15 protein-coding genes and 6 tRNA genes are annotated in these 23,543 nt (G+C 39.3%); 15 read left to right on the top strand and 6 right to left on the bottom strand.

What is annotated here, in order from left to right; translation table 11 throughout:
* Positions 1–8: 8 nt before the first annotated feature.
* The 5 genes from IR173_RS09385 to IR173_RS09365 all read left to right on the top strand — a co-directional run bounded on the left by IR173_RS09385 (position 9) and on the right by IR173_RS09365 (position 4,995).
* Positions 9–1,841, top strand: a complete 1,833-nt coding sequence (locus tag IR173_RS09385; RefSeq protein WP_237039381.1) for a BatD family protein — start codon at positions 9–11, stop codon at positions 1,839–1,841.
* A 19-nt stretch (positions 1,842–1,860) separates the two neighbouring features.
* Entirely contained in the window at positions 1,861–2,643 is a 783-nt protein-coding gene (locus IR173_RS09380; RefSeq protein WP_237039380.1) for a tetratricopeptide repeat protein, read from the top strand.
* Positions 2,644–2,652: 9 nt separating this feature from the next.
* The gene (locus tag IR173_RS09375) at positions 2,653–3,360 is read left to right on the top strand and encodes a phosphatase PAP2 family protein (protein WP_237039379.1); all 708 of its coding nucleotides are present in this window, start codon (positions 2,653–2,655) and stop codon (positions 3,358–3,360) included.
* Between the two features lie 131 nt (positions 3,361–3,491).
* Positions 3,492–3,764: a DNA-binding protein gene (locus tag IR173_RS09370; RefSeq protein ID WP_237039378.1), complete on the top strand. Its 273-nt coding sequence runs from the start codon at positions 3,492–3,494 to the stop codon at positions 3,762–3,764.
* Positions 3,765–3,867: 103 nt separating this feature from the next.
* The gene (locus tag IR173_RS09365; protein ID WP_237039377.1) at positions 3,868–4,995 is read left to right on the top strand and encodes a universal stress protein; all 1,128 of its coding nucleotides are present in this window, start codon (positions 3,868–3,870) and stop codon (positions 4,993–4,995) included.
* 261 nt (positions 4,996–5,256) lie between these two features.
* Here IR173_RS09365 and IR173_RS09360 read toward each other — a convergent pair whose 3' ends face one another.
* Together IR173_RS09360 and gyrA are read right to left on the bottom strand one after the other, a co-directional pair.
* Positions 5,257–6,474: a tetratricopeptide repeat protein gene (locus tag IR173_RS09360; RefSeq protein ID WP_237039376.1), complete on the bottom strand. Its 1,218-nt coding sequence runs from the start codon at positions 6,472–6,474 to the stop codon at positions 5,257–5,259.
* A gap of 40 nt (positions 6,475–6,514) precedes the next feature.
* Entirely contained in the window at positions 6,515–9,082 is a 2,568-nt protein-coding gene (gene gyrA / locus IR173_RS09355; protein WP_237039375.1) for a DNA gyrase subunit A, read from the bottom strand.
* Positions 9,083–9,403: 321 nt separating this feature from the next.
* On the opposite strand from gyrA, the gene IR173_RS09350 reads away from it, so the two are divergent.
* The 9 genes from IR173_RS09350 to IR173_RS09310 all read left to right on the top strand — a co-directional run bounded on the left by IR173_RS09350 (position 9,404) and on the right by IR173_RS09310 (position 17,225).
* Positions 9,404–11,932, top strand: a complete 2,529-nt coding sequence (locus IR173_RS09350; RefSeq protein WP_237039374.1) for an ATP-dependent Clp protease ATP-binding subunit — start codon at positions 9,404–9,406, stop codon at positions 11,930–11,932.
* Positions 11,933–12,047: 115 nt separating this feature from the next.
* Positions 12,048–14,093 (top strand): molecular chaperone HtpG, encoded by a 2,046-nt coding sequence (htpG, locus tag IR173_RS09345; protein ID WP_237039373.1) that lies wholly within the window; start codon positions 12,048–12,050, stop codon positions 14,091–14,093.
* A 141-nt stretch (positions 14,094–14,234) separates the two neighbouring features.
* The gene (locus IR173_RS09340; RefSeq protein WP_237039372.1) at positions 14,235–16,538 is read left to right on the top strand and encodes a patatin-like phospholipase family protein; all 2,304 of its coding nucleotides are present in this window, start codon (positions 14,235–14,237) and stop codon (positions 16,536–16,538) included.
* An 82-nt stretch (positions 16,539–16,620) separates the two neighbouring features.
* A tRNA-Arg gene (locus IR173_RS09335) sits at positions 16,621–16,694 on the top strand.
* A 34-nt stretch (positions 16,695–16,728) separates the two neighbouring features.
* Positions 16,729–16,802: transfer RNA gene (locus tag IR173_RS09330), tRNA-Arg, on the top strand.
* A 34-nt stretch (positions 16,803–16,836) separates the two neighbouring features.
* Positions 16,837–16,910 (top strand) — tRNA-Arg (locus tag IR173_RS09325).
* Positions 16,911–16,941: 31 nt separating this feature from the next.
* Positions 16,942–17,015, top strand: a tRNA-Arg gene (locus IR173_RS09320).
* 31 nt (positions 17,016–17,046) lie between these two features.
* Positions 17,047–17,120, top strand: a tRNA-Arg gene (locus IR173_RS09315).
* A 31-nt stretch (positions 17,121–17,151) separates the two neighbouring features.
* Positions 17,152–17,225, top strand: a tRNA-Arg gene (locus IR173_RS09310).
* A gap of 427 nt (positions 17,226–17,652) precedes the next feature.
* Here the strand turns inward: IR173_RS09310 and dapA are convergent.
* Positions 17,653–18,546 (bottom strand): 4-hydroxy-tetrahydrodipicolinate synthase, encoded by an 894-nt coding sequence (gene dapA, locus IR173_RS09305; protein ID WP_237039371.1) that lies wholly within the window; start codon positions 18,544–18,546, stop codon positions 17,653–17,655.
* A gap of 101 nt (positions 18,547–18,647) precedes the next feature.
* On the bottom strand, positions 18,648–20,645 hold the full coding sequence (gene ligA / locus IR173_RS09300) for an NAD-dependent DNA ligase LigA (RefSeq protein ID WP_237039370.1): 1,998 nt from the start codon (positions 20,643–20,645) through the stop codon (positions 18,648–18,650).
* Between the two features lie 99 nt (positions 20,646–20,744).
* Between ligA and trmD the strand changes: the two genes are divergently transcribed.
* Positions 20,745–21,419 (top strand): tRNA (guanosine(37)-N1)-methyltransferase TrmD, encoded by a 675-nt coding sequence (gene trmD / locus IR173_RS09295; RefSeq protein WP_237039369.1) that lies wholly within the window; start codon positions 20,745–20,747, stop codon positions 21,417–21,419.
* A gap of 363 nt (positions 21,420–21,782) precedes the next feature.
* Here trmD and IR173_RS09290 read toward each other — a convergent pair whose 3' ends face one another.
* Both IR173_RS09290 and IR173_RS09285 read right to left on the bottom strand, forming a co-directional pair.
* Positions 21,783–22,694: a dihydroorotate dehydrogenase gene (locus tag IR173_RS09290; RefSeq protein WP_237039368.1), complete on the bottom strand. Its 912-nt coding sequence runs from the start codon at positions 22,692–22,694 to the stop codon at positions 21,783–21,785.
* On the bottom strand, positions 22,682–23,461 hold the full coding sequence (locus tag IR173_RS09285) for a dihydroorotate dehydrogenase electron transfer subunit (protein WP_237039367.1): 780 nt from the start codon (positions 23,459–23,461) through the stop codon (positions 22,682–22,684). Before IR173_RS09285 ends, IR173_RS09290 begins: the two co-directional genes overlap by 13 nt.
* Positions 23,462–23,543 lie beyond the last annotated feature (82 nt).

Here is a 23,543-nt window from a genome sequence, read left to right as displayed (position 1 = left end):
ATAGAAAAATGAGGAAAGTAATTCTCTTATTCATATTAATAACTACGGTGTTGGAAGCATGGGCGGACGGAACTCAGACGCTGACGGCAACAGCACCCGATGTGGTAGTGAGCGGTGACCAATTTCGATTAACCTATACGGTTAATACACAGAAAGTTAGAGATTTCCGAGCTCCAAGCATAAAGGGATTTGAAGTACTGATGGGTCCCACAGCTTCTCGACAGAGCAGCACGCAAATCATTAATGGTAATGTAACTTCGACCAGTTCCGTTACTTATACCTATATATTGATGGCCGATAAGGAAGGAACCTATACCATTCCGGCAGCAACAATCGTTGCCGATGGACATTCCCTTTCTTCCAATACGGTGACTATCAAAGTACTTCCACCTGATCAAGCCAATGGTGTAGGAGGGAATCAGGCAGGAAATCCATCTTCTTCCCGGAGCCAAGCCACAAGTAGCAAGATTACCAATAAAGACTTGTTTATCACAGCTTCGGCAAATAAGACCACCGTTTACGAGCAAGAGGCTATTCTGCTGACTTACAAGGTTTACACGTTGGTAGATTTGAGGGGCCTCCGTGGAAGTATGCCCGACTTAAAAGGTTTCCATACGCAAGAAGTAGAGCTTCCGGGTAAAAAGGTATTCACTTTGGAACACTATAACGGAAGAAACTACAATACTACCGTCTGGAGTCAATACATTCTGTTTCCGCAGCAATCAGGTAAATTGGAAGTACCCTCCATTACCTTCGAAGGTACCGTTGCGCAACGAGTAGCCTCGGATGATCCATTCGATGCTTTCTTCAATGGTGGAAGTAATTACGTAGAGATAAACAAAAACATCGTAACTCCCAAGTTGGTTATCAATGTAAAGGAATTGCCGGCCGGAAAGCCAGCCAATTTCTCGGGTGGAGTAGGTGAGTTCACAATCAGCTCTTCCATCAATACACAAGAACTGAAAACAAATGATGCCGTTACCATCAAGTTGATTATTTCAGGTGTAGGAAATCTGAAGTTGATTAACACACCCGAAGTCGATTTTCCAAAAGATTTCGAGGTTTATGACCCGAAGATTGATAATAAGTTCAATTTGACTCGTGAAGGGTTATCCGGAAATAAAGTGATTGAATATCTGGCGATTCCCAGACATGCGGGAAACTTCACGATTCCTCCTGTAGAGTTCTCTTACTTCGATTTGAAGTCACAAACTTACAAGACGCTGAAAACAGAGCCTTATACGCTGAAAGTAGAAAAAGGAGAAGGAAATGCTGATCAAGTAATTGCCGACTTCACTAATAAAGAAGATTTAAAAGTACTAGGCAAAGATATACGTTATATCAAAATGGGAGAAAGTAAACTGACCCGAAAAGACGATTTCTTTTTCGGTTCTGTCACTTACTATTTATGGTATATTATTCCATTGGCTCTCTTCATTGCATTTGTCGTTGTTTATCGGAAAAAAGCAATAGAAAATGCCAATGTTGCCAAAGTACGTACCAAGAAAGCAAACAAAGTGGCTACCAAACGAATGAAGAATGCGGGTAAATTGTTAGCGGAAAATAAGAAAGAAGCATTCTATGACGAAGTGCTGAAGGCACTTTGGGGCTATATCAGTGACAAACTGAATATTCCAGTTTCTAAACTTTCGAAAGATAATATTGAGGAAGATTTAACCAAGTATGGGGTTTCTCCTGAACTTATCAAAGAATTTATCGAAACATTAAATGAATGTGAATTTGCCCGTTATGCACCAGGTAACCAGAACGAGGCAATGGATAAGGTATATTCTTCTGCCATTGAAGTCATCAGCAAGATGGAGAATAGTATAAAGCACTAATTAATAGGAGGTCATAATAATGAGAAAAATATATTTCATCCTGATATTTTTGATGGGTTTTCTCAGTCTGAATGCTCAGACAGACAGTACTCAAGTCGCGGTTTCTGCCCATATCTCAAAGGCAGAAGCCGATAGCGCCTATATCAATAATGATTTTGCCAATGCAGTGAACTTATATGAAAGCATTTTAAAGAATAAAGGAGAATCGGCAGATATCTATTATAATTTGGGAAACAGCTACTATAAAATGAATAATATAGCCAAAGCTGTACTCAATTATGAAAGAGCTTTATTGCTGAATCCAGGTAATAATGATATTCGTTTTAACCTTGAATTGGCACGTAGCAAAACGGTTGATAAGGTAACTCTACCCAGTGAGATGTTCTTTGTTACGTGGACTCAATCACTTATTAATTCAATGAGTGAAAAAGGATGGGCTCAAACAGGTATTGTTACCTTTATTCTGACTATTCTTATGCTAGCCTTATTTATTTTTGGCAAGCGAGTGGTATGGAAGAAAATAGGTTTCATTTCTGCCATTTGTTTCTTTGTCATCTGCATATGCTCTAACATTTTTGCTTCTGAACAAAAAACAGAATTATTGAACCATGATAGTGCCATCATTATAGCTCCCAGTGTTACGGTAAAGAGTACTCCTAATCAAAGTGGAACAGATCTTTTCATCCTTCACGAAGGAAGAAAAGTGATGATTAAAGACAACACAATGAAAGAGTGGAAAGAAATCAGACTGGAAGACGGTAATGTAGGATGGGTACCGACTAATGTAATAGAAATAATCTAAAAACGACTAATGGATATACAGCAGTATATAGCCTTTGACAAGGAACTTTTGTTAAACCTGAATGGAAGTGACTCCCTTTTTTGGGATGGTTTCATGTGGGTAGCGACAAGTACGTATATATGGATTCCGACTGCTATTATACTGTTGTATATCATTATTAAAAATAATAAGATACAGGAAGCTTTATTGACTATTGTGATGATTGCCCTTGTCATTACTTTGGCCGACCAGATTGCTTCAGGCATTTGCAAACCTTATTTTCATCGTTTTCGCCCCACGCAAGACCCTGACATCATGTATATGGTAGACATAGTAAATGGATATAGGGGAGGACGTTTTGGATTTATTTCGAGCCACGCTGCCAACACTTTTGCCCTCACTGTATTCCTATCGTTATTATTTAAAAACAAGTTACTCACTTTTATGCTCATCTTTTGGGCCTCTCTTAACGCATATTCACGCATATATTTAGGTGTGCATTATCCCGGAGATATTCTATTCGGTATCCTCGAAGGATGTTTGATAGGATATTTGATGTATCGGTTATATAGATTCATTCACAAACGCATTTTCTATCAGCCTCGTTGTATTTCCAATCAATATACTGCTAGTGGCTATCTAATAAATGATATCAATTTATTATTTACAGTCCTGTTATTGACGTATTTTATGATTATCCTTCTCGGAATCATTACAATCCACACACTAAACTTATAAAATAGCATTTTTATATCATTCCACTTTCTTCAGTTCAAAAAAAGAAGGAAATACTTTGTTTTATATTATTTTTTGATTAAGTTTATAGCGTGAATTAAATATCACTTGTATAAACTAAAATTTAATACACTATGAACAGAACGATAACATTCAACGAACTGCGTAAAATCAAAGATTCATTACCCAGTGGAAGTATGCATAGAATAGCTGATGAACTTAATATGAGCGTAGAAACTGTGCGCAACTTTTTTGGAGGCCATAATTTCAAAACAGGGAAAAGTGTTGGTATCCACTTGGAGCCAGGTCCGGATGGCGGTTTGGTAATGCTGGACGATACGACAGTCTTAGATAAAGCAATAGATATTTTAAAGGAAATAGAAAAGGAGGAAATACAAGAAGCATAAGATAAGAAAGCCCAGTTGAATGACAACATTCAATTGGGCTTTCTTGTTTTAAAGGTGTATGCAAATAAATTACACAAAATTGGAAACTCTAAAAACAACAGTTATGGAAGATAAATTGGTAACTCTAGCAATCCTCACTTATGCTAAGGCACAGATTCTTAAAAATGTGCTTGAAACAGAGGGCATTGAAGCTTATATTCACAACGTGAACTTAATTCAGCCTGTCATATCTTCTGGTGTGAGAGTTAGAATTAAGGAAAGTGATTTACCTCATGCTTTACAAATCATAGAAAGTTCTACTTGGTTAGCCGAAGATGTAGTAAAGGAACAAGAGGAGAGTAGTAAAGAGAAAAAAGAACAAAGAAAAGTACTGATTCCTGTCGATTTTTCAGACTATTCACTGAAGGCCTGCCAATTTGGTTTCTCATTTGCCAAATCTATAAATGCAGAAGTTATTTTACTACATGCCTATTTCAGTCCTATCTATGTTCCCACAATCCCTTACGGAACAGAAAATTTCAACTTTCAAATAGAAAGAGAGGAGTCTATAAAGAGTATGATAGAGACAGTTCACAAAGAGCTGAATAAGTTATCGGATACGATCAAAAAGAAAGTTGAAAGCGGTGAATTTCCCTCCGTAAAATACACGTGTATTTTGCGTGACGGCATTCCAGAAGAAGAAATCTTACGCTATGCCAAAGAGCATAAACCACAGATTATCATTATGGGTACACGAGGTAGAAGTCAAAAAGACATCGACCTGATAGGAAGTGTAACGGCAGAAGTTATTGAAAGAAGCAGAACTTTTGTATATGCAATACCAGAGCACACTCCGCTAAAGACCTTCAACGATATCAAAAAGGTGGCGTTTGTGACCAACTTCGACCAAAGAGACTTAATCGCTTTCGACTCATTAATAACTGCCTTTAAATCGTTTCATTTTACCATTTCATTTATTCACTTAAGCACAGAAAATGATGCTTGGGACGAAATTAAACTTGCAGGAATCAAAGATTATTTTCAAAAACAATATCCTCAATTGGAATTGCATTATAATGTAATCAAGGAAGATAATATATTGAGTAATCTTGATAAATATGTGAAAGAAGAAAATATAGATGTCCTTTGTATTACAAACTACAAAAGAAATATCTTTGCCCGTTTATTCAATCCAAGTATTGCCCGGAAAATGATATTCCATGCTAATACACCTATATTGGTAATTAAATAAGGATAGCAAAGAATTGCTGTTTTCCATTTGGGTGAATAAATTCGGTCCACCTAAATGGGAAACATATAGAGTGGGAAATAAGGAAGGCAATAATGGATTTTTCTAATCACAATTAAACATAATGCTGATTATAATATATTCGTAATTGAAGCTAATGCCAACCTTATGAGTGTTTGGATTGTAAAAGCTCAATAAATAAAAAAGGCTATCTCAACTTTATTTTTGAGACAGCCTTCATTTATTATTTATGCAAATTAAAAATTAGAGTCCTAATTCTTTTTCTAAAGAATCATATTCTGCTCTATTTAATTTCCAGTAGATATTCAGCAAATAATTTCCCCATAATGCTTTATTGTCCGGTTTCAATTCTTTAGCCTTTTCGTAGAAAGGTTTAGCCTTTTCATACAAATCTTTAATTTGGTTTTCATTTTCATTGTATTTAGGATTATCAATAGCTAATTCTGAATTCTCTTCTACAATGATTTGTGCTGGGAAGAAATAACAATCACCAATCTTTGCATAAGCTTCAGCTACTAAATCACCACCGTTAGCAATGATTTTATTAAAAGTAGCAATGGCATCGTCATATTGTTTCTTTTCAAATTGCAAAATGCCTTTTACATATAAGAAATACGGAGTTTCATTAGTGGCAAGCAACTTATTAATTTGAGCTAAACCTTCATCAATCATTCCTTTTTGGATATAATAATCCATAATATTACCAACAAAATACTCCTGCTGAGGGAATTTTTCTGTTCCTTCTTTAATTACTTCCAGCCATTTTATTGAGTCGCCAGTTTCTTTATCACCATAAGTCTCAGCCAAACACATTAAAGCTCTATGACCTTCACTCTTATCTTCTTTACCTATTGTACCGTATTTAATAACCGCATCTTTATCTTTTAGCATATTAGCAGCCAAAGTAGCATAACAAGCATATAAAGCATTTAATGTATCTGCTTTGAGAGATTCGTCATCGGCAAATATAGGTTCATTTACAACATCTACAAATAAGCCAAAATATTTCAGAGCATCAGCATAATCACCTTTATTATAGGCATCTCCACCACCATTAATTAAATTCAAACGTAATGTTTTAAGAGCATCAGCATTCTTCTTTCTATATTTAGGCTTTTTCATCTCACCACTTTTTACTTTAGCCTGCTCCATCTCATCGCATTTCAAATAATACTCATACATTTTTGCCAAACTATTATAAAGTCTGGTTGTATCAGCTTGACCACCCGGCAAATAAAGTTTCATGTTTTCGTCATCATACATAGCTTTCTGGAAGTCACCTGCTAATTTCCAAGTTTCTGGATCATTTGCAGTCTCAGGGTTAGTCAAAGCCGGTTCAATAACTTTTGCAGCTTCTTCAGGTTTGCTTTTTAAAGACTTAGCTTCTTTAACAGCACTAACCTGTGCAGATGCAAAACATGCACCCAATAATAAAGCCACTGTAAATAATACTTTTTTCATAATTTTGTGGATTTAATAATACAATCTTTTATATTCTCTTTTATTCTTCAGTATTCTCTTCGGCAGAGGATTCAATTTCTCTATCCCCTCCTTCTTTATCAGCATTAATCAACGTTTCTGTATCTGTCTGATTCTCATCCTCACCAGCCATTTCTTCTTCTGATTCTGAGGTTACCTTACATACAGAGCCTATTTGATCATTGCGCTTTTCAAGATTTATTAGACGGACTCCCTGAGTGGCACGACCCATAATACGGACATCAGCCACCTTCAAACGAATGGTAATACCGGATTTATTGATAATCATCAAATCGTTTTCATCCGTCACCGACTTAATGGCTACTAATTTGCCTGTTTTATCAGTTATATTCAAGGTTTTAACTCCCTTACCACCACGATTAGTCTTACGATAATCTTCAATATCTGAACGTTTGCCGTATCCCTGTTCCGACACAACCATAATAGATTCTGTTTCAGGGTCTTTTATGCATATCATTCCGATTACTTCATCACTTCCGTCTTCATCCAAAGTCATACCGCGAACTCCGGTTGCAGTACGTCCCATTACACGGACTGCACTTTCATGGAAGCGGATGGCACGACCATTACGATTAGCAATAATAATTTCATTATTACCATTCGTCATACGCACTTCAATCACTTTATCATCTTCACGAATGGTAATTGCATTCACACCATTTTGTCGAGGGCGTGAATATTGTTCAAGCAATGTTTTTTTAATAACACCATTCTTTGTACAGAACAAAACGTAGTGGCTATTAATAAATTCGGTATCACTTAAATTCTTCACACGGAGATATGCCGTTACCACATCGTCTGAATCAATATTCAGCAAATTCTGGATAGCACGCCCTTTAGCATTCTTTGTTCCTTCCGGAATTTCATATACTTTCAGCCAATAACACTTGCCTTTCTGAGTAAAGAACATCATCGTGTTATGCATCGTAGCTGGGTAAATATGCTCTACGAAGTCTTCATCGCGCGTTTCACTTCCCTTAGATCCTACTCCGCCCCTATTTTGAGCACGGAATTCGGATAGCGGTGTACGCTTAATGTATCCCATATGTGAAATAGTAATAACCATCTGGTCATCTGCGTAGAAATCTTCAGGATTAAACTCTTCTGACGAATAAACAATTTCCGAACGACGCGCATCACCGTATTTAGCTTTTACCTCGAGCAACTCGTCCTTAATTACTTTTTTACAAAGCTCATCATTAGAAAGTATTTCTTCATAATAGGCTATCTGCTTCATAACTTCTTCATATTCAGCATGAAGTTGGTCTTGCATCAGACCTGTAAGCTGGCGTAGGCGCATTTCAACAATAGCACGTGACTGAATTTCACTTAAGTTGAAACGTTCCATTAAATTAGCTATTGCATCATTTGGAGTTTTGGCAGCACGAATAATACGGATTACTTCATCGATATTATCCGATGCGATAATCAAGCCTTCCAAAATATGGGCACGTTCCTGAGCTTTACGTAAATCGTATTGAGTACGTCGAATTACAACGTCGTGACGGTGCTCTACAAAATATTTAATCAAATCTTTCAGATTGAGCATTTTAGGACGTCCATGTACCAATGCAATATTGTTCACGCCAAAAGAAGTCTGCAAAGCCGTCATTTTGAATAGCTTATTGAGTACCACACTGGCATTAGCATCACGTTTCACATCAATAACAATACGCATACCTTCACGGTCAGACTCATCATTTACATATGAAATACCATCAATTTTCTTTTCATTGACCAACGAGGCAATGTTTTCGATCAACTCTTTTTTGTTTACGTTATAAGGAATTTCGTTGACGATAATCTTATCGTGTGAAGTATGTGCCTCTATTTCGGCTTTTGCACGCATTACTACTCGCCCACGGCCTGTTTCATAAGCATCGCGCACACCGCTTATGCCATATATATAACCTCCTGTGGGGAAATCGGGAGCTTTTACATATTGCATTAAGCCCTCGATATCAATATCATTATTATCAATATAGGCGATACAAGCGTCTATCACTTCCGAGAGGTTGTGAGTTGGCATATTGGTTGCCATACCTACTGCAATACCTGACGCTCCGTTTACCAACAAATTCGGAACTCGAGTCGGCATAACGGTAGGCTCTTGCAATGTGTCATCAAAGTTGTTCTGAAAATCAACGGTTTCCTTATACAAGTCCTGCATCATTTCTTCACCCACTTTTTTCAATCTTGCCTCGGTATAACGCATAGCGGCTGCACTATCACCGTCTACCGAACCAAAGTTACCCTGACCATCAACCAACGGATACCTCATTGCCCAATCTTGAGCCATTCTAACCAAGGCACCATATACGGATGAATCACCGTGAGGGTGATACTTTCCTAAAACTTCACCTACAATTCTTGCTGATTTCTTATAAGCTTTATCCGAGGTGTTCCCCAGTTCCATCATTCCGTAAAGAATACGTCTGTGAACGGGTTTCAAACCATCTCGTACATCAGGGAGGGCGCGTGCCACGATTACTGACATAGAGTAATCAATGTACGACGACTTCATTTCCTCTTCGATGTTAATTTTTATAATTCTGTCTTGTTCTTGCATTTAAAACAAATATTAATTATACATTTTCAGGGTCTATCAAAAACCACGCTAAGGTACGGCTTTTATACGACATACGAAAACAAACCCGCAAAAAAGTTGGGCTAAATGACATATTTTGCCATGTACTTACATGGCTTTAGACAAAAAGACACAGCATATTACGTAATATCACATCTACCGAAGAATGAAGATACAATGTGGCACACATTTTGCAGGCGTAATATTAAATAAAAAGAAAAATAACGGTGCGCATCATTTTTATGCGTATCTTTGCATGAAGAATAAACACTATACTTTTTTTTTAAGGAGGATAATAATTTTATGAACAATCAATTTACACAAAGAGTGTCCGACATCATTACGTATAGCAAAGAAGAAGCAAACAGACTTCGAAACAGCTATATCGGTCCCGAACACTTGCTGTTGGGAGTGATACGTGAAGGTGAAGGAAAGGCTATCGAGATTTTATTAAATTTGAATATTAATTTACAAGATATAAAGTATAAATTAGAAAATATCCTGAAAAGAGATTCAGAAACCGATGCCATTTATGATGCTAATATCAACTTTAACGAATCTGCATCCAAGGTGTTGAAACTTTGTATTTTAGAAGCAAAATTACTTAAGAATTCACTTGCAGATTCAGAACATATTCTATTGGCAATTATGAGAGTCAAGGACAACTCTGCTTTCCGTTTGTTGGAGAGCAGTGACGTAACATACGATAAAATAATCGAGCAGCTTACTCTTCAGCCAGATATTCACGCAGGACTTGGATTCAGCGAGGATGAAGACGAAGAAGAGGATGAAATTCAAAATCGTCCTTCAGCGGGAAGCAATCAGTCCGGTGCTGCCCAACAGACACGCTCTACCCAAAAGAAGCCCACTAATGACACGCCGGTACTCGATAATTTCGGTACTGACATAACACGTGCCGCCGAAGAAGGCAAACTAGATCCTGTAGTGGGTCGAATGAAGGAAATTGAACGATTAGCGCAAATACTAAGCCGGCGCAAGAAAAACAATCCTATCCTCATCGGCGAGCCCGGTGTAGGTAAATCTGCTATTGTGGAAGGACTTGCGCTTCGCATTGTGGAGAAAAAAGTTTCACGCATTCTGTTTGACAAACGCGTAATTGCACTTGATATGACGGCTGTTGTAGCGGGTACAAAATATCGAGGACAATTTGAAGAACGAATTCGTTCTATTCTGAACGAGTTAAAGAAGAACCCCAATATCATCCTTTTCATCGATGAAATACATACTATCGTTGGTGCTGGTTCTGCTGCAGGTTCTATGGATGCCGCCAACATGCTGAAACCGGCATTAGCCAGAGGTGAAATTCAATGTATTGGTGCTACTACACTCGACGAATATCGTCAAAACATTGAAAAAGACGGGGCTTTGGAACGCCGTTTCCAAAAGGTTATAGTAGAACCTACTACACCTGAAGAAACAATCCAAATCTTGCAAAACATCAAAGAGAAATATGAGGATCATCACAATGTGAACTATACCGATGCCGCATTGGAAGCTTGTGTGAAATTGACAGAGCGTTATATCACTGATCGAAATTTCCCAGACAAGGCCATCGATGCTTTAGATGAAGCCGGCTCGCGCGTACATCTTATAAATATAACTGCTCCCAAGGAAATCGAAGAGCAGGAAAAATTGATTGATGAAACGAAATCCCTTAAAAACGAGGCTGTCAGATTGCAGAACTTCGAACTTGCCGCCAGCTATCGCGACAAGGAAAAAGAATACACTGCACAGTTGGATGCGCTGAAAGAAGAATGGGAAAAGAGCCTAAAGGAGAACCGCGAAACCGTGGACGAAGAACAGATTGCTGATGTAGTTTCTATGATTTCGGGAGTTCCCGTACAGAAAATGGCACAGGCCGAAGGCATGAAATTATTAGGCATGAAAGATGAATTACTAACTAAAGTAATAGGTCAGGATAAAGCAATTGCCACATTGGTAAAAGCTATCCAGCGCAGTCGTGTAGGGTTAAAAGACCCCAATAAACCTATTGGTACATTTATGTTTTTAGGGCCTACAGGAGTCGGTAAAACTCATTTAGCCAAAGAATTGTCAAGATTGATGTTTGGTTCCACTGATGCTCTGATTCGTATTGATATGAGTGAATATATGGAGAAATTCACTGTTTCACGCCTCGTAGGAGCACCTCCGGGATACGTAGGCTACGAAGAAGGTGGTCAACTGACTGAAAAAGTGAGACGTAGACCTTATTCTATCGTTTTATTGGACGAGATAGAAAAGGCTCATCCTGACGTATTCAATATCTTGTTGCAAGTGATGGACGAAGGCCGGCTGACTGACAGTTATGGCAGAACCGTAGATTTCAAAAATACGGTGGTTATCATGACCTCCAATGTGGGAACCCGCCAACTAAAGGAATTCGGCAAAGGAATAGGCTTCACTGCACAGGTACGTGAGGATAATAAAGAATATGCTAAAGGGGTCATTACAAAGGCTTTAAACAAATCCTTTGCCCCCGAATTCATTAATCGTCTAGACGAAATAATTAACTTTGACCAACTGAATATGGAAGCATTGGTAAAGATTATCGATATTGAACTAAAAGGACTTTACCAACGTATGGAAAATATTGGTTATAAGATGGTTATAGACGATGATGCAAAGCGATTTATCGCATCGAAAGGTTATGATATACAATTTGGTGCACGTCCGTTGAAACGTGCCATTCAAAACTATTTGGAAGACGGATTGTCAGAAATAATTCTTAGTACGGAACTACAGTCCGGAGATACTATTAAAGTATCATACAATAAAGAAAAAGATGCTATCAATATGACTGTAGAAAAGTAAAGAACTAAAAGTTATTCAAAAATAACCGCCAAAATGTCAGATACCTGCGTATCTGGCATTTTTTTTGTCTTAAAGCTTACAATAACAAATAATAATAACTTAAAACATCAATAGTATGCAAAAAGGAAACATTGGGGTAACCACTGAAAATATTTTCCCCATCATTAAAAAGTTCTTATATAGTGATCATGAAATATTTCTTCGTGAACTGGTATCTAATGCAGTAGATGCTACCCAAAAGCTCAAGACTCTTGCCTCCAAAGGGGAATTTAAAGGAGAAATGGGCAACCTCACTATCAAAGTTAGTTTGAATGCAGACACCATTACCATCTCCGACCGTGGTATCGGACTGACTGCTGAAGAAATAGAAAAGTATATCAACCAAATCGCTTTCTCAGGCGCCAATGACTTCCTTGAAAAATACAAAGACGACGCCAATGCCATTATCGGGCACTTTGGACTTGGCTTCTACTCCGCATTTATGGTAGCAAAAAAAGTGGAAATCATCACTAAATCGTATCGTGAAGGTGCCCAAGCCGTGAAATGGACTTGCGACGGAAGCCCCGAATTTACTATAGAAGATGTAGAAAAAGCAGATCGAGGCTCAGACATTATCTTATACATAGACGATGATTGCAAAGAATTCTTAGAAGAAGCACGTATCTCCGCTTTACTTACCAAATATTGTCGTTTCCTCCCCATTCCTGTAGCTTTTGGAAAGAAGAAAGAATGGAAAGACGGTAAACAAGTAGAAACAGACGAAGATAATATCATCAACGAAACTTATCCTCTTTGGACTCGTAAACCGGTGGAGCTAAAAGATGAAGACTATAAAAAATTCTATCAGGAACTCTACCCGATGGCAGACGAACCATTGTTCTGGATTCATTTAAATGTAGACTATCCGTTTAATTTGACAGGTATTCTCTACTTCCCGAAAATCAAGAGCAATATTGAATTACAACGAAACAAAATCCAGTTATATTGTAATCAAGTATATGTAACAGATTCAGTAGAAGGCATTGTACCTGATTTTCTGACTCTTTTGCACGGTGTAATTGATTCGCCGGACATCCCATTAAACGTATCACGTTCTTATCTGCAAAGCGATTCGAACGTAAAGAAGATTTCTACCTATATTTCAAAGAAAGTTTCTGACCGTTTACAAGCTATCTTCAAAAATGACCGTAAAGAATTTGAAGAAAAATGGGATGATTTGAAGATTTTCATCAATTATGGCATGTTGACTCAAGAAGATTTCTATGAAAAAGCTAATAAGTTTGCTTTATTGAAAGATACAGACGGAAAATATTACACTTATGAGGAATATCAGACTTTAATCAAAGACAGCCAAACAGATAAAGACGGAAATCTGATTTATCTGTATTCCAACAATCTGGACGAGCAATACAGTTACATTGATGCTGCCAAAAACAAAGGTTACAATGTATTACTGATGGACGGCCAATTGGATGTAGCCATGGTAAGCATGCTCGAACAAAAATTTGAGAAAAGTCGCTTCACCCGTGTGGATAGTGATGTCATCGACCGCTTGATAGCCAAAGAAGAGCATAAAGAAGCTGATTTGGAATATGGCCAACGTGAAATTCTTTCCTCCGTCTTCCGTAGCCAATTGCCTCAGATAAAGAAAGTGGAATTCAATGTCGAAGCGCAATCACTGGGAGAAAACGGTGCACCGATAATGATTACACAAAGCGAATATATGCGCCGTATGAAAGAAATGGCTAATATCCAAACTGGTATGAGCTTTTATGGAGAAATGCCAAATATGTATAACCTTGTTTTGAACGCCGATCACAAACTTGTAAAACAAGTATTGGCAGATGCCGATAGCTCATGCAAGGCAACACTTGAACCTATCGAAAACGAAATGGCAACTTTGAACAATCGTCGCAGTGAACTTCAAAAGGCTCAAGAAGGCAAAAAATCAGAAGACATCCCGCAAGCAGAAAAAGATGAATTGAGTGACATCGATAAGAAAATCTCGGATGAAACAACCAAGAAACAAGCCGTCTTAGGCGAATATGCCAGTGGGAATAAAATAATCCGCCAATTAATCGACCTTGCATTATTGCAAAACAATATGCTAAAAGGAGAAGCTCTGACCAACTTTGTAAAACGAAGTATCGAATTAATCTGATTTCATGAGCTTTTCTCATAACTAAAGAGAAGGTGCCAACAGCAAAACCAGACAATTGCTTTTGACACTTTCTCTTTTTTTATTTCCAAAACGAATATATACAAAGATTTATTTCTATATTTGGGGAAATATAGAAAATCCATGAAACGACACATATATATACTCTTGCTCTTAATACTAATTCCTTTTCAATTGGAAGCACAAAAAGTAGGACTTGTATTGAGCGGCGGCGGTGCCAAAGGACTGACTCACATTGGTATTATCCGTGCACTAGAAGAAAACGGAATACCCATAGACTATATTACCGGTACTTCTATGGGTGCCATTGTCGGTTCACTTTACGCTATGGGATATTCTCCCGATGAAATGGAGCAATTACTCAAATCAGATGACTTTAGACGCTGGTATTCGGGAGATGTCGAAGAAAAATATATCTACTATTTTAAGAAGAATCCGCCGACTCCGGAGTTTATCAACATTCGTATTTCATTAAAGGACTCCCTTAAAAGCGTAAAGCCCCATTTTTTGCCCAACAGTATTGTAGATCCTATTCAAATGAATATCGTATTTCTGCAACTTTTTGCCCAATCCACCGCAGCATGCAAAGAAAACTTTGATAGTTTGTTTGTACCTTTTCGTTGCATTGCATCAGACGTTTACAATAAACGCGCCATGGTATTGAAGGACGGTGATTTGGGAGATGCCGTCCGTGCTTCCATGAGTTTTCCAGCCATGTTCAAACCGATTGAGATAGATTCTATACTCGCTTATGACGGAGGAATATACAATAATTTTCCGGTAAATGTGATGAAAGAAGACTTCCATCCTGATATTATTATAGGAAGTGCCGTTTCCACCAACCCCGGAAAACCCAAAGAAGATGACATCATGGGACAATTGGAAAATATGATTATGCAAAAGACAGACTATACGCTACCCGATTCTTTGGGAATTCTATTGACTTTCAAATACGATGATGTCAATCTGATGGATTTCAACCGTTTCGACGAATTGCATGACATCGGCTACAAACGCACATTGGAAATGATGGACTCCATAAAAAGCCGAATTCATCGAAGAGTGAACCCTGCCCAAATAGAACTCCAGCGCTTGGCATATAAAAGCAATTTACCCGAGCTTCGATTCAAAACGGTTAATATCACAGGCGCCAATGAACGACAAAAACAATATATCCGTAAAGAATTCCACGAAAATAATTACGAAACATTCACAATAGAAGATGTAAAACAAGGATACTTCCGCCTATTGTCAGATAATATAATTTCTGAAATTATCCCTCATGCCGTTTATAATAGAGAAGACGGCACTTACGATTTGAACCTGCAGGTCAAAATGGAAGCCAATCTCTCTGCCCGAGTTGGGGGTAATGTCTCCTCTAGTGGAGCCAACCAAGTTTATTTTGGTGCATCATACCAAAACCTGAACTATTACTCGAAAGAATTTACATTCGACGGACAACTTGGCAGGATTTACAATAACCTTCAACTGGCAGCACGTATTGATTTTCCAACCCGAATACCTACTTCATATCGTTTCATAGCCTCTATCTCCACTTTAGACTACTATAAAGAAGAAAAGTTATTCTCCAACAACGACAATCCGGCTTTTAACAAAAAGAAAGAGGAATTTGTGAAGATAAATGCGGCACTTCCCTTTCTCAGCCGAAAGAAAGCTGAATTCGGCATAGGAATCGCACGTATTCAAGATCGCTATTTCCAGACCAACATCATCGATTTCAGCCAAGCGAAGCATGACCGCAGCACTTACGACATCTTTGGAGGCTCCATCGTTTTGGAAGGAAGTACTCTGAACGCACGTCAATTTGCCACCCAGGGGAGCAGAGAAAAAATGGCAGCACAAATATTCACAGGCAGGGAAAAGTTTAAAGCAGGCAATCCGCAAGCCCCTGTAGAAGATCAATACAAGAAGATACAATCATGGTTGCAGGTATCTTACGAAAATGAAACTTATCACAAAATAAGCCCTAAGTTTACACTGGGTGCTTATCTGGAAGCCTACTACTCTTCACGGAACTTTTCAAATAACTATACCGCCACCTTGATGGAAGCGGGTGAATTTACACCCACTGCCCATAGCAAAGTGACCTATAATGAAGCGTTCCGCGCCAATCAGTATGCCGGAATCGGAGCCATTCCCATCTATCAATTGGGAAATTCTATCCAATTACGGGGCGAATTCTATGGCTTCATCCCCATCTTTCCCATTAAAAAAGACGAATATGGAAAAGCATATTATGGTAAAGCCTTCACAAAGTTCGAATATTTAGGAGAAGTTTCTTTGGTATTCCAGTTATCTTTCGGTTCTATCAGTGCGTATGTAAATCATTATAGCTCACCGAGTAACGACTGGAATGTAGGGCTCACGCTAGGATGGCAACTATTTAACTCCCGTTTCATCGAATAATTTTTTGAAAAAAGAGTTGCTAAAATACTTGCAGATTCAAAAAAAGTCCGTATCTTTGCACCCGTCAAAACGAAAGAACAATGGCCGCGTAGCTCAACTGAATAGAGTAGCTGACTACGGATCAGCCGGTTACAGGTTTGAATCCTGTCGCGGTCACAAAAAAATAAATGTTATTAGAAGTTTTGACAATGGCCGCGTAGCTCAACTGAATAGAGTAGCTGACTACGGATCAGCCGGTTACAGGTTTGAATCCTGTCGCGGTCACAAAAAAATAAATGTTATTAGAAGTTTTGACAATGGCCGCGTAGCTCAACTGAATAGAGTAGCTGACTACGGATCAGCCGGTTACAGGTTTGAATCCTGTCGCGGTCACATTCATTATTTTTATTAGAAAAAGTTAAAGGGTCGCGTAGCTCAACTGAATAGAGTAGCTGACTACGGATCAGCCGGTTACAGGTTTGAATCCTGTCGCGGTCACATTCATTATTTTTATTAGAAAAAGTTAAAGGGTCGCGTAGCTCAACTGAATAGAGTAGCTGACTACGGATCAGCCGGTTACAGGTTTGAATCCTGTCGCGGTCACATTCATTATTTTTATTAGAAAAAGTTAAAGGGTCGCGTAGCTCAACTGAATAGAGTAGCTGACTACGGATCAGCCGGTTACAGGTTTGAATCCTGTCGCGATCACAAAGAAAGACTATCTGCGAAGATGGTCTTTTTTTGTAGTATGCTCGGACAAGGGGGCAATCCAAAACATAGGGGGCAAAGCCTAAACTGACCCGAGGTTTTCCTAAAACAATGGAGACATTTTTTGGAAACAATGGAAACAACTTTCCCAAACAATGGGCATTGTTTAGGGTTAACAATACCTCAATTTTCAAGTTGAGCTTTCTCCATCTCCCAACAAACTCACTAAGGACTGCCTCAAAGCAGAAAAATAAAACAGCTTTATTATAATGGGGAGTCATCATATAAAAATCTCCCTCTTTTAGCCTTATTCATCACAGTACAAGGCAAAACAGGGAGATTTTTCTTCTAAGTGTTTAAACTATAAGATTTTCAACGTTCTGTTTTTTATTTTAAGATAGAGCCTCCTCTATGACACTTTATCTTTTCAGCATTTAATCTTCAATTCATCCAATATGGCACGCATCTTCTCGAAAGTAGTGATTCGGGTAGGGACCAAAGGCAGACGCAACTTATTCTCAATCAACCCCATCACGTTCAGCATAGCTTTCACTCCGGCCGGATTTCCATCGACAAACAACAAGCTAAACAGTTCTGTAAATTTATGATGAATAGTCAAAGCATTCGCAAAATCTCCCTGAAGAGCCAATCGTGTCATGCGACTAAACTCACGTGGAAAGGCATTGCCAATCACTGAAATAACCCCCACTGCGCCTAGTGTAATTAAAGGAAAAGTTATTCCGTCATCGCCCGAAATCACATCAAAATTAGCCGGCTTATTCTTGATAATATCATCCATTTGGGTAATATTTCCAGAAGCTTCCTTGATGGCAATGATATTTTTAAAATCGCGTGCCAAACGCAAAGTTGTTTCAGCTGTCATATTTACACCCGTACGTCCGGGAACATTATAAAGTACTACCGGAAGATTGGTAGCTTCGGCAATCGCTTTATAGTGCTGATAAATGCCTTCCTGAGAGGGTTTATTATAATATGGTACAGCTACGAGAACAGCATCTACACCGGTAAAATCATCATTTTTCAGCGATTCGACTACAGTGCGGGTGCAGTTACTACTGATTCCTAACAATATGGGAATCCGTCCGTTCACTCTTTCTACCACCAAACGTTTTATCTTATCTTTTTCTTCCTTGGTCAGGGTCGGGGTCTCGGCGGTAGTTCCCAACACACACAAAAAGTCTGTTCCGTTCTGTAGTTGGTAATCTACCAAACGGAGTAACGCTTCATAATCAACGCTATCATCTTCTTTGAAAGGAGTGATCAGTGCCACCCCCATTCCTTTTAATCTTGCTTGTATCATAAATAAATAATAAACTCTTATTCAATAGCCCACAAAAGTACGAATATTTTCTATTTTAGCGATAAAAATCACATGATTTTTAAATTATACATACTAAAAAGTCACTTAATCATCTCCAGAAACTCGTCTTCGCTTATAATGGCAATACCCAACTTCTGCGCCTTTTCCAATTTGCTGGGCCCCATATTGTCTCCGGCCAAAATAAAGCTGGTTTTCGAAGAAATGCTTCCCACATTCTTTCCACCATGTTTTTCGATAAGTTCTTTATACTCGTCACGCGAGTGATGGGTAAACACCCCGCTGATAACAATCGATTTTCCCGCCAACTTGTCAGTATGGTCGGAAGTATCTTGTTCATCAGCTTTCAATTTCACTCCCGCATCCCGAAGACGCTCGACAATATCCCGATTTTTAGCATCCGCAAAATGCAAAATGATACTTTGGGCTATCTTTTCACCGATTTCATCGACATGAATCAAATCATCGAGACTGGCACTTATCAAAGCATCGATGGATTTAAATGCTTTGGCCAACGTTTTTGCTGTAGTTTCACCCACAAAACGGATACCCAGTGCAAAAAGAACTCTCTCAAACGGCACATTCTTGGATTGCTCGATGCCTGAGATAATATTCTCGGCCGACTTTTCCCCCATGCGTTCCAGATTAATAATGTCGGATGCTTTCAGTGTGTACAAATCGGCTATGTCGTGAATAAGTCCTTCTTGATAAAACTGGTCTACAGTTTCAGGGCCAAGACCTTCGATGTTCATCGCCCGACGGCTGATAAAATGTTCTATCTTCCCTTTGATTTGGGGAGGACAAGCTGTATCATTAGTACAATAATAAGCAGCTTCGCCTTCATAACGCACCAATTTGCTTCCACATTCGGGACAGTGAGTTATAAATTTCACTTTGTCACCAATCATTATGCGGGCATCCTTGTCCACACCGACAATCTTCGGAATGATTTCGCCACCCTTTTCCACATATACCATATCGCCAATGTGAAGGTCGAGCCCTTCAATAATATCCGCATTATGCAGGGAAGCACGTTTTACCACAGTTCCCGCCAATTGCACAGGGTCAAGATTGGCAACCGGAGTAACGGCTCCCGTACGCCCTACCTGGTAAGTCACTCTGTTCAATCGGGTACATGCCCGTTCTGCCTGGAACTTATAGGCAATAGCCCAACGGGGAGACTTGGCTGTATAACCAAGATTGCGCTGCTGACGCAAGGAGTTGACCTTCAATACAATACCATCTGTAGCCACCGGCAGATTCTTACGCTCGGTGTCCCAATATCTGATAAATTCAAATACTTCTTCCAGTGTTTTACACTTGCGTGTCACATCAGATATTTTGAAACCCCACTTTTCTGCTTCTTTCAGATTCTCGTAATGGCCGTCACAAGGCAAGTTCTCACCCAATAAATAATATAGGTAAGCATCCAACTTGCGGGAAGCCACGATAGCGGAGTTTTGCAATTTCAACGTTCCCGAAGCCGCATTACGCGGATTGGCAAAAAGAGGCTCCTCACGAGCTTCACGCTCACGATTCAGTTCTTCAAACACCTCCCATGGCATCAGTATTTCTCCACGAATCTCGAATTCATGCGGATAACCTTCACCATGCAAAACAAGCGGAATGCTGCGGATTGTTTTCACATTATCCGTCACATCGTCTCCCTGCACACCGTCACCACGAGTGACGGCACGAGTCAATTTCCCATCCTCATAAGTGAGGGAAATGGAGGTCCCGTCATATTTCATCTCACAGCAAATCTCAAACTCTTCATTCAGGGATTTCTTCACACGGTCATAAAAATCCGAAACTTCCGCTTCCGAATAAGTATTGGCAAGCGAAAGCATAGGATATTTGTGCACCACCTGAGTGAAATTCTTATTAATATCACTCCCCACACGCATGGTAGGCGAATTCTCATCCCGATATTCGGGATGTTTTGCTTCCAAGTCTTGCAACTCACGCATCAAAAGGTCGAATTCCCGGTCGCTGATTTCGGGAGCATTCAACACATAATAATTATAGTTATGGCGATGAAGTTCCTCGCGCAATTGATTTATTCTTTCTATTTCAGTCATACCATAAAAGATAGTTTCCTGCAAAAATAGCTATTTTTTGAATGAAAAACACCGTTAGGAAGAGAGGATTTTCGTACTTTTGCAAAAAATAAATAGAAAATGAGAATAGATATCATAACTGTATTGCCCGAGATGCTGGAAGGCTTCTTCAACTGCTCCATTATGAGCCGGGCACAAAAGAAAGGAATCGCAGAAATTCATATACATAACTTGCGTGACTATGCTTTTGACCGTTATCGTAAAGTAGATGATTATCCTTTTGGGGGATTTGCCGGCATGGTGATGAAGATTGAGCCGATAGACCGATGCATTTCTGCTCTGAAAGCGGAACGCGAATATGATGAAGTAATTTTTACAAGCCCCGATGGAGAACAGTTCAATCAACCGATGGCAAACTCTCTCTCACTTGCCAAAAACTTAATCATCTTATGTGGGCATTTTAAGGGGATAGACTACCGGATTCGTGAACATTTCATTACGAAAGAAATCAGTATAGGTGACTATGTTTTGACAGGAGGTGAACTTGCTGCGGCTGTTATTGCCGATGCAGTGGTTCGTATCATCCCCGGAGTAATTTCTGACGAGCAATCTGCTTTGTCTGATTCTTTCCAAGATAATTTATTGGCTGCTCCTGTCTATACGCGTCCGGCCGAGTACAATGGATGGGCTGTTCCCGATGTACTCTTATCGGGACACGAAGCAAAAATAAAAGAGTGGGAACTTCAGCAGTCTTTAGAACGAACCCAGCGCCTAAGACCGGATTTGCTAAAATAAAAAATAGATATAAAAATAAAGAGGTGCAGACGGTAATAACTGACGTCTGCACCTCCTCTTTTTTAGGTATATATCTACTTAAAGTTCTACTTCAGCCTTTCAAGCATATTAAAGAATAGATGGAGCCTTTCCACCTCAGAATAAAGTTTTTTCTGCATATTCCGACCTTCTCTTTTGCAAAAACGAACCATTTCATCGCAAAAAATCTTTGAGGTTATCATTTGATACCCTTGTACAAAGTTGCAGATGCAACTTATTCAAGAGTCAAACCACCTCAGGCAATAAGAACAAAAAGCCCCGCAAGGATAAAGAGTAAGACCTCAAAACATCCTTGCGGGGCCAAGTTACACCAAGGTAAAACTATTATACTTCTAATGCACCAATAATATCTTTTACAGATGTATATCCATGACGCTCCAAATAGTCATTTATGCCTTCTGATACTTTGACAGTAACAGCAGGGTCTATAAAGTTTGCCGTACCAATCTGTATAGCAGTAGCACCTGCAAGCATAAACTCTACCGCATCTTTCCAATCCATGATACCCCCCAAACCTATGACAGGAATATTTACCGCTTTAGCTACTTGCCAAACCATACGCAGAGCAATCGGTTTTACTGCTGCGCCACTCATACCGCCGGTAATGGTCGAAAGAACAGGACGGCGTTTCTCTGCATCAATTGCCATACCCAGCAATGTGTTTATCAAAGAAACACTATCGGCGCCCGATGCTTCGGCAGCCCGTGCTATCTCGGTGATATCCGTTACATTAGGCGATAACTTTACAATCAAAGTCTTCTTATACACCTCACGAACTGCTTTTACCACCTCCGAACAACCTTTGGCAGAAACACCGAAAGCCATGCCTCCCTGCTTTACATTCGGACAGGAAATATTCAATTCAATCGCCGGAATCTTATCAAGTTCATTGATAATTTCTGCGGTCTTGGCATAGTCTTCTACAGCCGAGCCTGAGACGTTTACAATCATATTGGTATTGATATCCTTTATCTGAGGATATATATGCTCTACGAAGTAGTGTACACCCTTATTTTGCAATCCTACGGCATTCAGCATCCCCATGGGAGTCTCCGCCATGCGCGGATAAGGATTTCCCTCACGATGATGGAGAGTAGTCCCCTTTACAATGATACCGCCAATTTTTTCCAAATCGACAAAGTCCTCAAACTCTTTTCCATAACCAAATGTACCCGATGCTGTCATAACAGGGTTAGACATCATCAAACTGCCGATATTTACGCTTAAATCTGCCATAATAGTTTCTTTATATTAAATACAGGACCATCTTTACAAACACACAGGTGACCTTCGTCCGTGTTTTCTACACAACATAAGCATGCGCCCACACCACACGCCATCATATTCTCCAATGACACCTCACATTCGATATCATTGGCTTTGGCATATCTGGCAACCGATACCATCATGGGCTTCGGACCACAAGTATATATCATGTTAAAACCATTGTTGTTCAACAGACTATGCCCGGTCACATAACCCTGTTCGCCCATGCTGCCATCTTCGGTAGTGGTATAAACCTCACCCAGCTTTTCAAATTCGTCCAATTGCAACAAATCCTTAGAGGAGCGTGCACCCAACAGGAAAGTTGGCTTACAGCCGGCCTTTACAAGTTCTGCGCCCAGCATGAGCATAGGAGCGGTACCCACACCGCCGCCCACCAGCAAGGGCTTGAATGCTGTAACATCCCCGGGTATGGTAAATCCGTTTCCTAAAGGCATTACTACATTAACGATGTCACCCTGCTTTACAGTTGCCAATTTACGCGTACCGTCACCAACCAACTGTACCAGGAACCATACTTCGTTTGTTTTCTTATCCACATAGTTAATAGAAATCGGACGGCGCAGGAAAGTAGTATTAGAACCGTCAATTCGTATCTCAGCAAACTGACCCGGCAGCATTTCGGGCAACGGGTTAGCTTGAGTCATTTTAATCAGAACATAATTGGCATGCAATTTAATGTTCTGTGTAACCACAAGGTCTAAAATATATTTTTTCATGAAATAAAATTGGGTAAATTCGTTTTTCAATGCAAAGATACACGAATTTACCCAATTACTTATCTGTGGGAGGGCATTTTAG

This window comes from Phocaeicola faecalis (assembly GCF_021730445.1).
Classification (GTDB): Bacteria; Bacteroidota; Bacteroidia; order Bacteroidales; family Bacteroidaceae; genus Phocaeicola; species Phocaeicola faecalis.
This window is presented reverse-complemented; position numbering and strand designations above follow the sequence as displayed.

Bases quoted from the DNA above. Each gene is read 5' to 3' on its own strand.
- IR173_RS09385 (WP_237039381.1), top strand. From the start codon at position 9: ATGAGGAAAGTAATTCTCTTATTCATATTAATAACTACGGTGTTGGAA.
- IR173_RS09380 (WP_237039380.1), top strand. From the start codon at position 1,861: ATGAGAAAAATATATTTCATCCTGATATTTTTGATGGGTTTTCTCAGT.
- IR173_RS09375 (WP_237039379.1), top strand. From the start codon at position 2,653: ATGGATATACAGCAGTATATAGCCTTTGACAAGGAACTTTTGTTAAAC.
- IR173_RS09370 (WP_237039378.1), top strand. From the start codon at position 3,492: ATGAACAGAACGATAACATTCAACGAACTGCGTAAAATCAAAGATTCA.
- IR173_RS09365 (WP_237039377.1), top strand. From the start codon at position 3,868: ATGGAAGATAAATTGGTAACTCTAGCAATCCTCACTTATGCTAAGGCA.
- IR173_RS09360 (WP_237039376.1), bottom strand. From the start codon at position 6,474: ATGAAAAAAGTATTATTTACAGTGGCTTTATTATTGGGTGCATGTTTT.
- gyrA (WP_237039375.1), bottom strand. From the start codon at position 9,082: ATGCAAGAACAAGACAGAATTATAAAAATTAACATCGAAGAGGAAATG.
- IR173_RS09350 (WP_237039374.1), top strand. From the start codon at position 9,404: ATGAACAATCAATTTACACAAAGAGTGTCCGACATCATTACGTATAGC.
- htpG (WP_237039373.1), top strand. From the start codon at position 12,048: ATGCAAAAAGGAAACATTGGGGTAACCACTGAAAATATTTTCCCCATC.
- IR173_RS09340 (WP_237039372.1), top strand. From the start codon at position 14,235: ATGAAACGACACATATATATACTCTTGCTCTTAATACTAATTCCTTTT.
- dapA (WP_237039371.1), bottom strand. From the start codon at position 18,546: ATGATACAAGCAAGATTAAAAGGAATGGGGGTGGCACTGATCACTCCT.
- ligA (WP_237039370.1), bottom strand. From the start codon at position 20,645: ATGACTGAAATAGAAAGAATAAATCAATTGCGCGAGGAACTTCATCGC.
- trmD (WP_237039369.1), top strand. From the start codon at position 20,745: ATGAGAATAGATATCATAACTGTATTGCCCGAGATGCTGGAAGGCTTC.
- IR173_RS09290 (WP_237039368.1), bottom strand. From the start codon at position 22,694: ATGGCAGATTTAAGCGTAAATATCGGCAGTTTGATGATGTCTAACCCT.
- IR173_RS09285 (WP_237039367.1), bottom strand. From the start codon at position 23,461: ATGAAAAAATATATTTTAGACCTTGTGGTTACACAGAACATTAAATTG.